This is a genomic window from Bacillus sp. AP8, assembly GCF_000321185.1.
GTDB classification, from domain to species: domain Bacteria; phylum Bacillota; class Bacilli; order Bacillales; family DSM-1321; genus Bacillus_AD; species Bacillus_AD massilioanorexius.
Window position 1 is genome coordinate 51,351 of sequence record NZ_CAPG01000090.1, and the last position, 15,558, is coordinate 66,908.

Sequence of the window (15,558 nt, forward strand, 5' to 3'; positions counted from 1 at the left end):
TATTAAACATCCTCTCTTCTCTTTTCAATTTATGATTTTAGAAAAAGGTAGTACACGTACTTACGAATTTTTATCATTATCTTCAATTAGCGTTAACCACCTCCTTTTCGGATATCTACATATCAATCAAAAGGTGTATCTTGGATAATTACATTTATTAGTAATCGCATTGACACAATGAGTAACACATAATTAAAATCTCAATTTAGCTTATTTCATATAACTTTATGCTGAATTTGTGAAACGATTCACAAATAAAGAGTAAACTATTCTAAAATACCGATCAGATTGTTTTAACCTATTCTAACTACATCATTTTTTTCTGGTCAAGGCAACCTTGAATTTTCATAAAAATAAGAGTTCGTAGTACCTAACTCGCTTTTGTCATGAAAATCCAACATTGTTCCTCAACCTCAATAAAGTTTCCAACTTAATGAAGCAATTTTTTTTGTATCTTATACGTGCAGGTTCTTGGAAAAGAAGTTCTTATTTCTATAATGGACGGTACTTTAAACGTAGCCATACGTTCCCTACAATAATCTAAGATTTCCTCAGTAGTTAGCGATTCACCATCTTTAAACTTAATAAAAGCTTTTACCGCCTGGTCACGAATCGGATCTGGGACCCCAATTACCGCTGCTTCTGCAATTTTAGGATGACAAGTAAGAATATTTTCAATTTCAGTGGTAGAAATATTTTCTCCCGCTCTTTTAATCATATTGACTTTACGATCCACAAAATAAAACCATCCATCCTCGTCAACATAACCCTTATCACCTGTATGCATCCAACCATCTGAACTCAAGGTCTTTGCTGTATTTTCCGGACAATTATAGTATTCCTTCATAAGAGTTCTTCCAGGAACTCCCTTTATATAAATTTCACCGATCTCATTTGGAGGAAGTTCATTTCCATCCTCATCAATAATTTTTGCTTCATAAGATAGACCAGCTTTACCTATCGATGGCCACTTTCTTTCTTCATTTGGAGGATCTGTAATGACTCCAACAAGAGTTTCGGTTAAGCCATATGAATTCAAAATACTTACATTAAATCTTTCTTCAAAAGATTTCTTTTCTTCATTTGTAATAGGAAGATAATAGAGTGCGTCGCGAACACAATGATTTTTCTCCCATTCTTGCTTTGGTTGTAACATTAATGTACGAACTATCATAGCTGAAGTCTGAATAATGGTGGCTTTAAAATCACATACTTGCTTCCAATACTTTCTGGCACTGTATTTTTCTAACACAATTATTGTTCCACCAATAGAGATGGTTGGCATTAAGCCACAAAGCTGAAAATCAACGTGAAAAGCGGGCATCATTGTTAAGATTCGATCATCCTTCTTAAAAGAAGCTTGCCAGTTCACAAAAATACCAGCAAACAACATATTACAATGAGTGAGAACGACACCTTTTGGTCGTGATGTTGTACCTGATGTAAACAATATTTCTGCTATATCATCGCTGCATAGCGTTCTATATTCTTTCAATTCATCAGGTTGTGACCCTTGCTTTTCATTAAAATTGATTGTGTCGCAAATATGTTTTTCACTTCTAGCTAGCAATATATTCTTCAAATCTATATTTGATTTGTTTTTATCATAAAAGCAAAGAAAATTCTCTTCAGTAATGACAGTCTTTACATCACACTTTTTAAGAATATATTCACATTCTTCTTGAGTGTAATGAATATTAATAGGAACCATAACTGCTCCGATTTTTGCTAATCCGAACCAACACATCAAAAACTCCGGACAATTATGTAGTTGAATAGCAACTTTTTCATCCTTTTTTATACCTAAATTGAGAAAAAGATTTGCGGTTTTATTTATTTCTTTATTAAATTGTGGATAGGTAAATTCACATTTATTACCGTGACGGTCCTGAAAAATCAAAAATGTTTTTTCCGTGTGTATCCGGGCCAAATCATCCCACATATCTCGCAAAGTCTTGTTTCCCACTATATCAGCCATTTTTTTCACCTCTTAATATCAAAACTCATGTATCATGCCTATACTTTTCATAAAGCCGCATAATAGATTGGGTTATCGTTTATAAAAAAGTACTTTTGACCATATCGAGCATCTAGGTATATTCGATAAATAATGACTGCTTATTCGTTCCAAACTCGGATGGATAAGTAAATGCTGATAGCATGTCTATACGTCTAAATATGTTTATAACCGAAGTCCCCAAACTATTTAAGATGTTAAAATCCCCATCCTATTTCCATGCAGCTAATATCCAAAAAATCTAGGACACTAATTTGTAGCAAATATGTGAGTTCATATTTTTGCTTGCTTTCAGGGTAAAAATCATAACTTTCTAGTAGCAAGTATGACCAGGATATACCTGAATAGGATGCATACTATCAATTTTTGAATAATCTTAGATAGTAAAGGAGAAGCCTACCACAACTTATTTCACCATAATAAATCCGCAATCTCTTCTCCGTTAACGTCTATAGAATATCATTGCAAAAATATATAATTGCTGTTGCATTAGCCAACACGGAATTCTACACCCATTGTGCCTTCTGGATATTCCCATTTCTTAATAACCGTACCTAAGCAAAGCACTCGACATGTGCCGCATTCTAAACATCCTGCGTAATCAAACGCTAATGTTTCATTTTCATTCAGCTTATATAAACCTGCTGGGCAAGCATTCACAAGCTTCATTTTTTCCTTTAAATCAGGATAATTTGGGTCTATTTCTATATGTGCATTCTCTTCGTCTACAAAGAATTTATTTACGCCTAATTTTTCTTCAACGCTCATACTCATACAGATTTCACTCCCTTCAGTCCATCTTTAGCTAGATTCATAAGACCTACTGCCTTCAAATGTTTCATTGCTTTTTTACGTAAAGGAACAGCTGGTTTACCATCAATTACAAACATATCCGCCATAATATCTGCTAACATAGCTGGATAATCATTAAAGATACGAGGATTTTCCATAAACGCTGGGAATTTCTTATAAACTTCTAGATCCTTCATTATGAAGCTATCATCTAACATTGTTTTATAGCTTTTTAATGTAGCAGCGCTAAAGTCGCCTTTACCTTTAGCTTCAATAACAGCCTTAGCTGCTAATTCACCAGACGTAATAGCTAAATCCATTCCTCTTACCATGTATCCGATGTTTAAGCAGAATCCAGCTGCATCTCCACAAATTAGGAAACCGTCACCGTATAATGTTGAAACCATTGACAAACCAGCCTCTGGTACAACATGGCCACTTCTTTCAAGAAGTTTTCCATCCTTAATTAGTGGTGCAATTTCTGGATGATTTGAGAAACCTACCAGCATATCTTCAATTGTTTTGTCGCTATCACCAATATGATTGAGACCTAGAACCAATCCAATTGAAACACTGTCTTTATTTGTATATAAGAATCCTCCACCAACTAATCCATTACTTGGAGAACCAGCGTATAAGCAAGCTGCACCTTCGTTACTAGATACACCAAAACGATCCTCAATTACCTTTGCTGGTAATTCATACGTTTCTTTAACACCTACAGCAACTTGGGAAGGCTTCACTCGTTCTCTTAAACCAGCTTTTTCAGCTAGCATAGAGTTCACTCCATCAGCCAAAATAACAACATCTGCCGTCATTTCTTCTCCGCCACAGATTACACCTGTCACTCTATTATTTTCTACAATTAATTCATCAACTTTAATACCTGCAGTGGCTGTTGCACCTGCTTCTTCAGCTTTATCAAAAAGCCAACGGTCAAATTCACCACGTTTTACTACATAAGAATCGCTGCCTTGTTTTGCTAGACGAGGAGAACGATAGTCGAATGTTACTGCATCTTCTTCCGTCATCATACAAATACGCTCTTTAACAACTCTTCGTTCAACCGGTGCTTCTTCTGCAAAGTTTGGAATGATTTTTTCCAAACTGTGGGCATAAAGGCGTCCCCCAGTCATATTTTTAGAACCACCGTAGTTTCCTCTTTCAATAAGTAGAACCTCTAGGCCTTCCTGCGCCAACAAGTAAGCTGCAGTAGAACCAGCAAGTCCTCCTCCTACAATAATAGCGTCGAAGTCGCTCAATGCTTTCACCCCTAAAAATAGTTGTGCTACCTTATATATCCCTTCGGAATATGTTTTATTAGGGTGACTGAGAAGCTCTATTTAGCTTCTCAGTCACATAAAAGAAATAATGAATTTCTAAATTATGCTTTCATTTTTTCAATGATTTGCGGTAAAACAGTGTTAATATCTCCAACTAAACCGATATCAACTTGTTTGAAGATTGGTGCATTTTTATCTTTGTTGATTGCAACCAATGTTTTTGCTTGGTTTACACCCACCATGTGTTGGATTTGACCTGAAATACCCACTGCGATATATACATCAGGTTTAAGAACAACACCAGATACACCGATATAGCGCTCTTTGCTCATCCATTTTTCACCTTCAGCGATTGGACGGCTACATGCCATTTCAGCACCAATTAAGCTAGCAATATCTTCTGCCATTTTTAAGTCTTCTTGTTTTGCGAATCCACGACCAACACCGATAACACGTTTCGCAGCACCTAAGTTAACTACCTCACCTTGTTTTGGACGGTGTTCAACAACTTTGATACCAGCTACTTCAGCTTCTGCCGCAACTTCTGTTACTTGCCCTTGTCTAGCTGTATCTTTCTCAGCTGTTTCAAATACACCTGATCCAACTGTTACAACAACAGTTTCAGATAATGCTTTTTCCGTACGTACTGCTGCACCACCATATACCATGTGCTTCACAATTACATTTCCATCTTCTACAGCAAACTCAGAAATGTTAGAAAGAGCGCTAGTACCTAATTGAGATGCGATTTTCCCAGCCATTAACTTACCGCTAACAGATGAGTGAACCATTACTAATTTCGCACCTTCAGCACGAAGTGTTTCAACGATTGATTTTGTATAACCTTCAACCATACCTTCTGTTTTTGCATATAAGAATACGTGGTCAGCTCCGTAAGCAATTGCTTCTTCCGCTTGGGCTTGGTCACCAAATAGTACAACAGATACTTGCTCACCTAGTTGGCGTCCGCCGCTGCATAGTTCAGCTACAGTACTTTGATCATCAGTTATAATCCAAACATTATTTAAAGTCATGAAATCTCCACCTCTTTTATCAAATCAAATTATTTCAATTCCGCACTAAGTAGTTTTACAAATTCTGCTACCACTTCTTCTGAGTCGCCTTCTAAAATGTTTAATTGGCGAGCTACTTGTTCAGGTGCTAATGTACTCACTACTTCGCTTGATGGGTTGTTGTCCGCTACATTGATGTCTGCTATAGCGTATTTAGTCATAGGTTTTTTATTAGCTGCAATAATATCTTTCATACCTGGAATACGTGGGGTATTGATTTCAGAAGTAACAGAAAGAACAGCTGGTAGTGAAACTTCTAATACTTGAATTTCGTTTTCCATTGCACGTTCAACAATTACTTTGTCTCCTTCTGGAGTAATTTTGTTTACAGCATTGATAACTGGTACACCAAGCAATTCACCTAATTGGTTTCCTACTTGTTGAGCATAAAGGTCCGATGAACCTGCTCCGCAAAGTACTAGATCATACTCTCCCATTTGTTTAATAGCCGCTTCTAAAACGCGTGCAGATTGAAGTGTATCTAAGCCTTCTGCCGCTTCATCAGCAACTACAAATAACTCATCTAAACCACGAGAAATGATGTCTTTTTTCATTTTTGGATTTTCTAAAATTTTTCCTCCAGCACAAAGACCAGATAATTGACCGCCAACAGCATCAACAATTTGTTTTCCAGCTTCTACAGCATTTAAATCATATGAGCCGAATTTCCATTCCGCTTTATCAAAAGATACTGAACGATCTTTTGCGATGACAATATCTTGTTCTTCAGGAACCGCTTTACAACATGCAATAACTCTCATCTTTTTACACCTTCTTAATCAATTAGTAATTTGTTAAACAATAATAGAAATTTTTATGATAAAACGAGATGCACTCCTGCATGACAACATTCATGCATCTCATTTTTCTCTAATACATAGGGTTGTTACACTAAATTATGCTTTTTTTATGATACCTTTTTCACATAGTTCCTCAATTTGTTCCATTGAATAACCAGCTTTTGTCATGATATCAACTGTATCCATTCCAAGTGTTGGCATTGGACGCCATACTTGTCCTGGATTCTTTTTAAATTTAGGGAAGATATTTGGTCCTTTAACTTTTTTGCCTTCAATTGTTTCCCATTCAATGAAGTCTTCACGTGCCGCATAGTGAGGCTCATCAACGATGTCTTCAAATTCTAAAACTGCATTTGCTGCAATTTTGCAGTTTGAGAAATCTTCTTCTACTTCAGCAACTGTTTTAGTTAAAAGGTATTCTTCTAGTTTTTGTTCAATAAGTTCAGCTTTTGGTCCATCTAACCATAGACCTGTTGTACCTTCTGGAATTTCTTCAGTTCCCCAAAGATGTCCCAAACCAATACGTTCAAGGATTGCTTTATTTTGAGGTGCACCATATAAGCAAATACCGATGAAACCATCTTTACATTTGTATTCACCAATACCGCATAAGTTTTGATGTCTAGCACCAGCACGTGGATACTTAATACCTTCGTTTAAGAAATCCATCATGTAGTAAGCACCGATACGAAGCATAACTTCGTGCATAGCCACATCGATACTTTCTCCCACACCTGTTTCCTTCGCTTTATTAAGCGCTGCAAGTGATGAACCAACCACCATTAAAGATGTTGCATAATCTCCTAAATATGGAGCAGCTGCCATTGGTTGTTCTGGGGTACCATTTTGAGAAAGGTATCCGCTATATGCTTGAACTGTTAAGTCATACGCTGCGCGATTAACACGACTTTCTACACCGTATTGTCCAAATCCTGATACGTGGACAATAACAAGTGATGGATTATGTTCCCATAGCAGCTCATCTGTAATACCACGTTTCGCATAAGCAGGACCTTTACTAGATTCGATAAAGATATCTGCATCTTTAACTAGGTTAAAAAGTACTTCGCGACCTTCTTCAGAAAAAACATTCAATTGGATACTTCGTTGGTTGCGACGCTCTAATTCTTTTACATATGTTGTATCTCGCATTGAATCACCATTATATGTGTTTTCAATCCAAGTAACATCTGCTCCCCATTCTGCTAATAGCTGTGCCGCTACTGGAGCTGCAATTTCCATAGCTGAATATACAACCTTTACTCCTTGCAAGTTACCAAATGCTGGCATAGTTGTTGCATTTGCCATCAAAAACTCCTCCTCTCTATATGTAAAAAATCCAATCTATTACACTTTGAAAAATAGTTGAATTAACGGTATTGTTTAAGAACTGCTCTACCTGCAGTTAGGATTTGCATTTCGTCAGATCCACCAGATACGCGGTCTACACGAAGGTCACGCCAGAAGCGAGCGATACGGTGATCTCCTGCGATAGCTACACCACCAAGAACTTGCATTGCATCGTCTACTACTTCAAAAGCAGCATTCGCACAATAGTATTTACACATTGCAGCATCGCCTGATGTCATTAAACCGTTATCATATTTCCATGCAGCTTCATAGATCATATTGCGCATGTTTGTCACTTTAATTTGCATGTTACAGAACTTCTCTTGGATTAATTGGAAGCGTCCAATTGCTTCACCGAATTGTACACGTTGATTTGCGTATTTAGCAGCATCTTCAAGGGCACAATAAGCAGTAGCATAGTTAGTAGCACCTACTAAGAAGCGTTCGAAGTCAAATTCTTCTTTAACACGGTTAAAACCATTACCTTCTTTACCGAACATATCTTTTTCTTCTAATTCAACGTTATCAAAATAGATTTCACAGCAGCTATCCATGCGTAAACCTAATTTTTCTAGTTTTTCAATTTTGATACCTGGTAAAGTCATATCTACAAACCATTCAGTGAATGTATCGTAGTTTTCAGAGTCTCTTGCCATTACGACTAAGTAAGGTACGCCAGCTCCACTTGTGATGAATGTTTTGTGACCATTCAGATACACTTTTCCATCTTTACGAGTGTAAGTAGTTTGAAGACTTCCTACATCTGATCCAGCTCCTGGTTCAGTAATTGCTGAGTTCCACATTTGCTTACCAGTACCATGTAAAGCCATGATTTTCTCAATTTGCTCTTCAGTACCTTCACGTAAAATTGTTGTAAATCCTGGGATTTGATATAAAACATATGTAGGTGCACCTAAGCGTCCTAGTTCCTCCCAAGCAGCTGCTAAAGTTACTAATCCTGCATCAAATCCACCATGTTCTTCAGGTAACATAATGCTATCGATACCTAGATCAGCTAATTCTTTTACGAATCTTTCTGGATATTTGCTATTTTTATCACACTCTTCAAAGTATGCATCCCAGTTTTCACGAGCCATTAACTCACGAATTCCTTTAACTAATAACTCTTGCTCATCATTAAGTCTAAAATCCATTATTGTACCCTCCAAATATTTATTGAATGCTAGTTCAATGTCCCTCTACTTAATTAGTATTGGAACACTGCGATTAAGCAGCATCTTCATCTTAAGACCCTTCAACATTTATGAATCTATTAATCATGTAGTATCGTAATTTTCGGAATGCTAAATGTTATTAAAATGTTGGGAAAAAATAACGAACACCCTCCTACATTGATTACACTTTGGCGAGTAGACACATTAAGTGCCAACAACCAGGTTATTATCTTTTTTTACACTCACGTGTTGTACATACAATCACATGGTTTGAAACATTTATCCTTAATCCCACTACACCCTATTACTCTGAATAACATACGAACAATCTTTATTGGTCAGCCTCCTGATTTAGGTAGGCTGCCTTTAAAACATGAGTGTCAATAACACTCCTTTTCTCACACTGTGAATATCATCACATGCGGTGCTATATAAAATATGATACTTTCATACTCACATTCTATTTATTTTTCTTTGCTTCTTTTGCTTTCGCTGTATTGTAATCCATTGCCCAATTGTCTTGTTTAACTTCTCTAAAGAACGAAATTGGAATGATAATACAAACAATCATCATCGGTAAACCACCTAATACGGAAGCTGTTTGTAAAGGTTTCAATCCACCTAACATTAGAAGACAGATTGCTAATGAGCCAAGGATTAAAGCCCATACAACACGGTTCAATCTTGAAGGCTCATCATTTTCTGTAATGTTTTTAGTTGTAACCATCGCCAACGTATAAGCAACACCGTTAATGAAAGTTGCAGTTGAGATGAAAGCATAAATTAAGAAAATAGGTAAAACGATGCTAGCTAAAGGTAAAGTACCCCAAATTTCAACAATCGCACGCGCTGGACCAGATTGTTCCATAATTTGACCTATATTTATGATTCCTTCATAATGTGTATTCATTGCAAAGTTAGTGAATACCGCGAAGAATACTGTTTGTCCGATAACGATAGAACCTAATACTGCTAAACAGAATTGGCGAACTGTTCTTCCTTTTGAAATACGTGCAAGATAAATTGCATACGAGATAACACAGTTTAAGAACCATGCCCAATAGAATATTGTCCAAGCTTGAGGGAATCCAGATCCACCATAAGTATCTGTATAGAAAGTCATTCTAATAATATTTTGTAACATTGTTCCCAAAGCATCAGTAAATCCGTTTAAGATATATGATGTTGGTCCAAATACAGCAACAAATATAAGAACAACAAATGTTAGCCATACTCTTATGTCACTAAGGATTTTAATCCCTTTTTGAATTCCAAAGTAAACTGAGATTGAGAATAGAATAATCCAAGCGATTAGTATATAACCATCAAGTGATAATGTATGTTCGACTCCAAAAATCTTAGATATAAGTTCTGCAACAAGAGGAGTACCTAATCCTAAAGATGTACCTACCCCAGCGACCATACCGATAATATAAAGAATATCGATTAGCTTACCTAACCAACCTTCTTTTCTTTTTCCTAGAACCCCACACACAGCACTTGGTCTAACAACATCTCTCTTCTTAACGAAGAAGCTATAACCCATTGCTACCCCAATTACAACGTACATAGCACATGGAATTAATCCCCAGTGATACATACCATACGCAGAAGCCCAGTTTGCTGCTTGTAGCGAAAATGGTTCAGCACCATGTGGTGGAGCTTCCATATAGTAATACCATTCAATTGTTGCCCAATAAATCAGCGTCGCACTTGAAGTGGAAGTAAACATCATTCCTAGCCAAGTACTAGTTTTAAATTCCGGTTTGCTATCTCCTAATTTTTTATTGCTATACTTACCGAAGATAAGGAACATAGCAATAATGAAAAGTATAATAACGTACCATTCAAAAGCCCAACCGAGTTTGTCAGTTGTCCAAGCAAGAGCCTTATTTGAGATCTCATTGGCTCTGTCAACATCACTAATAATAAATCCACAAACAATAGCGATTAGTATTAATGGTGGCCAAAAGAGTACATGGTCGAGTTTCATTTTCTTGTTTTCCAATATAATTCGACTTCCTTCCCTTTCCTTATTTACGAGTCCTGAATTGGTCGATCATTTTTAAGAATTCTAACAGATAGAGTTTTTCATATTGGACGTGAAAACGTTTAGTGAATTTGGTTGAACACTTGGTATTCTTATTCATGAAACGTTATACACGCTAATAATCGATATAGAACTTGCTGCAAAATTCTTCTCTAATTTTCTACCTCCTTCAGATGAATAACCCCTTGTGATGAATTGAACATAAAAACAGTTTCTCTTTTTGTCAAAAACATATAATGCAAGTACTATGCCACTATCTTGTGAAATATTTCACAATTTATAAAGTTAAGCCTCAGTTATATACATTGACATCAAGTAAAACAAAAATCTGATTTCCCTTTGCCAATCATATATTGCAAGTACTGTGCCACGTAATGTGCTTTTGTTTAAAAAATCACATTCATAAAGCTAAAAGCCTTTATTTATTTGCTTTGACATATGATAAGTAAAATAAAAATATAATTTCCCTTTGTCAGCTATATATAATGCAAGTACTGTGCCAAAAGATACTTTTATATAAAAAATATCAATTTTTAAAGCTGTACTGATTAAACATACTGACAAAACAGCAATAAAACTATCATTTCCCTTTGCTAATATATACTGCAAAAACCATGCCAACTTTTAAAATTCATACATAAATTTAACTTTTTCTTTTGAAATGGGAACCATTTGGAGATTGCTATGTTTTATATTTTTAACAAGTAAAAATTTTTTGTCAGACATATGTAAGCGTTTTATCAACATCTCATCACAACCACGTAAAAAATTTTTAACAAAACAAAGCGTTTTTATGTGAAATACTGAACATGTTTATAAATGATTAACCTAAGTTTTCAAAAAAAATTTCCTCAAATAATTTACTTGAGGAAATAAAAATAAACAATGAATTAAAAACGAGCTTAGGATTATTAAGCTCGTTTTTCTTTTATCAAACAGCCTTTTTTAAAAGATTATGTTAATTATTTTTACTAGTAAAAAATTTTTACATCCAATTTTCTACCGTTATCATCAATTTTACAAAGGATGTAAAATTGATTTGACAAAAAACAATGAAATTCAATGATCATTTACATAACTACTTGCTTTATTATGCGCGATTCAACTCATTTTCATAATTTCAAGAGATGATGAGTACCTTCTCTGATTATTGGAAGATATCTTTTGAAAAATAATGGTTTTAGCATTAATACTTTGCTTTCAACATATTAAAAGAAGGTGTTTTCTCTATAGAATTAGACACTTATTATTTGTTATTATTAAATATTTTTACTAGTAAAAAATTTTTACATTCGTTAAGTTAGCTGTTTTCTTAATGATGATAGAGCACGTAAAAATGATTTAACAAGTACTAGTAAATAGCTCTAGCCTCATGATTCTCTCACTGTTTTTCTATGTTTATTCTACAAAGATCAAAATATAATAGAAGAAACTCGTCTTTTTCTTTTTCTTATCCTAGTTTTTAACAAGAAAAACATGATTCTAATCATGCCTTTTCTGCTACAACAGTAAAACGTTTATTAATATGGACTGACTTTTCTATTTCATCAACCAAAGCAATAGCATAGTCAGCATAGCTAATATAGCTCTCACCTGTATTATTGATTAATAACTGATCTTGGCCGATCGTGTAATGACCTGTACGTCCACCTTCTGGATCGAAAAATGCGGATGGACTAATGAACGTCCAAGTAATGTTGGATGCTTGTAAATCCAATAAGTTTTGGAATTGATTTTTCGCTGTTGGCACGAACACTTCTGGGAAATCTGGTGTGTCTACCAGACGAGTTGTTTGTGCTTCATCTACAAATAAGCTTCCTGCCCCTCCCACTACGATTAAACGAGTAGATGTACCTGCTAAAATATCAATTAAGTGCTTACCAGCCACAACATGCTGCCCCTCTTGTCCAAAAGGTGCACCAAAAGCATTAACAACTACATCAAATGCTGCAACATCTTCTTTCGTTAATGATAAAACGTCTTTTTCAATGACTGATATATCTTGAGTTAGTTTGGATGCTGTACGTACGATAGCAGTGACGTCTAAACCACGTGCAAGTACCTCGTTTAAAATTTTCGAACCTGCTTTGCCTGTTGCACCAATGATTGCTATTTTCATTTTGCATTCCCCCTATAAATTTGTAATAATAATTGTTACAGTAGTGGTGAAATGAAAACCAGTTATGATTTAAACTGGTTTAACACTTGTTTAAGCGATTGTTTCGCTAAATCGTTTTCTGTATTTTGTTGAATGTGTTGAAACATAGTTCCAAGAGTCGATTCGATTTGTCGACCAACGATGCAATTCATATTCGTATTTTGATGCACTGAAAAAAGAGTATTTTTCGGATCTACTGCACGCAAAATGTCCAAAAATGAAATATCTTCTGGCGATTTATTCAACGCAAGGCCTCGATTACCATGAACAGCTCTTAATAAACCAGCCTTTTTTAAAGCACTGATCATACGACGAACGACAACTGGATTCGTTTGAATACTACTTGCAATCCATTCTGAATTAAGCTTCTCAGCATCATTCGATAAAGCGACTACCGACAAAATGTGTATACCGATTGCTAATCGGGTATTAACCACTTCATCCACCACCTTCTGTAACTATTATAGTTACAAAGTTTAAAGTATGCAAATTTAAAGACTATATTTAGAATAGATTAAGAGATATGGCAACTTCAATACATTATTTTAAGTTATTACAAATGATCTATCACTTTAGAAAAGAATACACAAAATTCTTGCAACATTACAAGTTCTCTATATAACAATAGCAACACGAAGTATCCTTTTACGTCACATACAAAAATCCTTAGATTCACCAAACAACTCTCGTTTCCAATAACCTATTTCTAGGATTCAATATACTTCATGTATTGATTATCATTCTTCAAAATATTTTGCTTTAGAAGGTAATAGAACAGTAATAAAAAGAAGCAAAGCAAGTATTAAACCAATAAATGAAAAAAGTAAGCACATAATTTGTAGTGGGAACCATTCCACAATAAATCCTAAAATAAGAGTCAATACTATTTGAACCATTCCTTGAAGCAAATCTGTTAGACTCCCAAACCTCCCCATAATTTCAACTGGTACATTATTTTGAAAAAAGGTAGCATATCCCGCATTTGCAAACGCCATAAAAAATCCCAAAAATACAAAGGCAATTGTTGCTGTAAGAAAATTAAAAGAAGAATAAAATAAAACGTATCCTACAGAAGCTAATAACATTCCCGCACCTAAATAAAGATTAAGCTTCACTTTTTTAGCAATAATAGCCGATATAAACCCTCCGATTAATGCTCCAATACCCGCTATACTTACGATAAAACCGTAATCTCTATCTATTAATTGTAAATGCTGCTTTATGAAAGTAACCTCTTGCGAATCTAATGCAAATCCTATTAAAAGTATTACTTGAAATAATAAATAAACTATAAAAAAATACTTCATTTTTATAACAAATGCTTTTACTAACAGCCAATCGTGAATAAAAGTTTTCCATTGTAACGATCCCTTCTTATTAACCTGTTCTTCAAATTCAGGAAGAAAATAAATAAGAAATCCACATATAAGAAAAGATAACGAATTGATAATAATGCACAAATCTGTTCCTACAAACATAATAAGAATTCCCGATATGGCAGGTCCAAGTAGAAAAGCTCCTGAATTTGTTATACTCATAATCGAATTAAACCTTTTACGATTTTCAATAGGCACCAATTTGGTTATATAAACAGATGAACTTGGTCCAAAGAAAGTTCCTACCATATTAATAATGAGAAGGAGAAGATAGATATAGAGTAGTGAGTCCATAAACGGAATAACAAATACCAAAACACCTCTTATAACATCAATAAATATCATTAATTTTCTTTTGCTCACTCGGTCAATAATACTTCCTGCCCAAAAATTTGTCATTAACATAGCAATAGGCCGAATAACATAAAGACCAGCAACAGCTGCAGCAGATCCAGTTAAATCTAGGATTGAAATATTTAAAGCTATTAAATAAATCCAATTACCTAAATAGGAGATACCTAACCCAGATATTAAAAGCATCGGATGCTTCCAAGATTTCAATAACTTATCCTCACTTTCCCTACAACATCATTACATTTCCTAAAAAATGATGTTGATATATCTTTATTTCTATAACAATTCGCCTTTGCTTGGTACGTCCTCAATATTCCACATATTAGAATAGCAATAATAAATCATCTTTTTCATTATAATACAAAATATACCAATTTTTAATAGAATACCAATCTACCTTTCTCTTAACTGCAATAAAAAAAGAAGTACTACAATAAAACGAATTAACTATACAAGTAAAAAACTCGGTCTCCTTTTTAAGAATACCGAGTTTTTCATTGATAAAATCAGTCTAATAGCGCACTTATTACTCCACAATTTCAATTTGGTTGTTTTCAGCATCAAGAACACAGCTTTCATAATAACCATCACCTGTTGTCCTTGGCCCGCTCAAGACGATATAACCATCTTCTTTCAACTGTTGAGTTAATTCATCTACTTTTTGTTTACTACCAACGCTAAAAGCCAAATGAATATATCCAAACTGCACCAAAATTATAAAAGGATTTTTGGACTATAATAACTCTACACCTTATCAATTATCATTTTGTTGAAGCATATCTTTACCAAAACGGCAAAAATATGCTTCCAGTTATATTTCTCTTATGACAATTGGAAGACGAGGAGAATATCTTAGATGGCATTGGAAATGAGAAAAAAATGTGAAAGCTGCAATTCATTATTAAGTGAAAACTCAACTGCTTATATTTGTGTACACGAATGTACATTTTGCAAACTATGTACAGAAGAGATGAATGCAATATGCCCTAACTGTGGCGGCGAACTTGTTAAAAGACCCAGAAAACAATAAAATACGTAAACATTTGTTTTGAGATAAGCAGGGTAGCTCCCGGCTTATTTTTTTCTGAATTTTTTTGTTGTGACTATTCATTCTCTTGTTCAACTAACCT

At 34.7% G+C, this 15,558-nt stretch carries 12 protein-coding genes and 1 pseudogene; 1 reads left to right on the forward strand and 12 read right to left on the reverse strand.

The window, feature by feature from the left end:
* Positions 1–430: 430 nt before the first annotated feature.
* From caiC to BN349_RS24545, 12 genes and pseudogenes are all read right to left on the reverse strand, one after another.
* Complete coding sequence (gene caiC / locus BN349_RS21245; RefSeq protein ID WP_019244329.1) at positions 431–1,978, reverse strand: crotonobetaine/carnitine-CoA ligase; 1,548 nt, start codon at positions 1,976–1,978, stop codon at positions 431–433.
* A gap of 528 nt (positions 1,979–2,506) precedes the next feature.
* Positions 2,507–2,791 carry a ferredoxin family protein gene (locus tag BN349_RS21250; RefSeq protein WP_019244330.1) on the reverse strand — a complete coding sequence of 95 codons (285 nt, stop codon included), beginning with the start codon at positions 2,789–2,791 and terminating at the stop codon, positions 2,507–2,509.
* Positions 2,788–4,071: an FAD-dependent oxidoreductase gene (locus BN349_RS21255; RefSeq protein WP_019244331.1), complete on the reverse strand. Its 1,284-nt coding sequence runs from the start codon at positions 4,069–4,071 to the stop codon at positions 2,788–2,790. The genes BN349_RS21250 and BN349_RS21255 overlap by 4 nt, the downstream gene beginning before the upstream one ends.
* Before the next feature lie 122 nt (positions 4,072–4,193).
* The gene (locus BN349_RS21260) at positions 4,194–5,126 is read right to left on the reverse strand and encodes an electron transfer flavoprotein subunit alpha/FixB family protein (RefSeq protein WP_019244332.1); all 933 of its coding nucleotides are present in this window, start codon (positions 5,124–5,126) and stop codon (positions 4,194–4,196) included.
* Positions 5,127–5,155: 29 nt separating this feature from the next.
* Positions 5,156–5,926, reverse strand: coding sequence for an electron transfer flavoprotein (locus tag BN349_RS21265; RefSeq protein WP_019244333.1), 771 nt, complete (start codon positions 5,924–5,926; stop codon positions 5,156–5,158).
* Between the two features lie 135 nt (positions 5,927–6,061).
* The gene (gene caiB / locus BN349_RS21270; RefSeq protein ID WP_019244334.1) at positions 6,062–7,273 is read right to left on the reverse strand and encodes an L-carnitine CoA-transferase; all 1,212 of its coding nucleotides are present in this window, start codon (positions 7,271–7,273) and stop codon (positions 6,062–6,064) included.
* A gap of 62 nt (positions 7,274–7,335) precedes the next feature.
* Entirely contained in the window at positions 7,336–8,469 is a 1,134-nt protein-coding gene (gene caiA / locus BN349_RS21275) for a crotonobetainyl-CoA dehydrogenase (RefSeq protein WP_019244335.1), read from the reverse strand.
* A 481-nt stretch (positions 8,470–8,950) separates the two neighbouring features.
* Positions 8,951–10,498 (reverse strand): L-carnitine/gamma-butyrobetaine antiporter, encoded by a 1,548-nt coding sequence (caiT, locus tag BN349_RS21280; RefSeq protein ID WP_019244336.1) that lies wholly within the window; start codon positions 10,496–10,498, stop codon positions 8,951–8,953.
* A gap of 1,528 nt (positions 10,499–12,026) precedes the next feature.
* On the reverse strand, positions 12,027–12,659 hold the full coding sequence (locus BN349_RS21290) for an NAD(P)-dependent oxidoreductase (protein ID WP_019244338.1): 633 nt from the start codon (positions 12,657–12,659) through the stop codon (positions 12,027–12,029).
* Between the two features lie 62 nt (positions 12,660–12,721).
* Positions 12,722–13,135: an Rrf2 family transcriptional regulator gene (locus BN349_RS21295; RefSeq protein WP_019244339.1), complete on the reverse strand. Its 414-nt coding sequence runs from the start codon at positions 13,133–13,135 to the stop codon at positions 12,722–12,724.
* A 300-nt stretch (positions 13,136–13,435) separates the two neighbouring features.
* Entirely contained in the window at positions 13,436–14,635 is a 1,200-nt protein-coding gene (locus BN349_RS21300) for an MFS transporter (protein ID WP_019244340.1), read from the reverse strand.
* Between the two features lie 319 nt (positions 14,636–14,954).
* Positions 14,955–15,128, reverse strand: a pseudogene (locus tag BN349_RS24545) (VOC family protein); the annotation flags it as partial.
* 156 nt (positions 15,129–15,284) lie between these two features.
* Between BN349_RS24545 and BN349_RS21310 the strand changes: the two are divergent.
* Positions 15,285–15,458: a DUF1272 domain-containing protein gene (locus BN349_RS21310; RefSeq protein ID WP_019244342.1), complete on the forward strand. Its 174-nt coding sequence runs from the start codon at positions 15,285–15,287 to the stop codon at positions 15,456–15,458.
* The last annotated feature ends 100 nt before the right edge of the window (positions 15,459–15,558 follow it).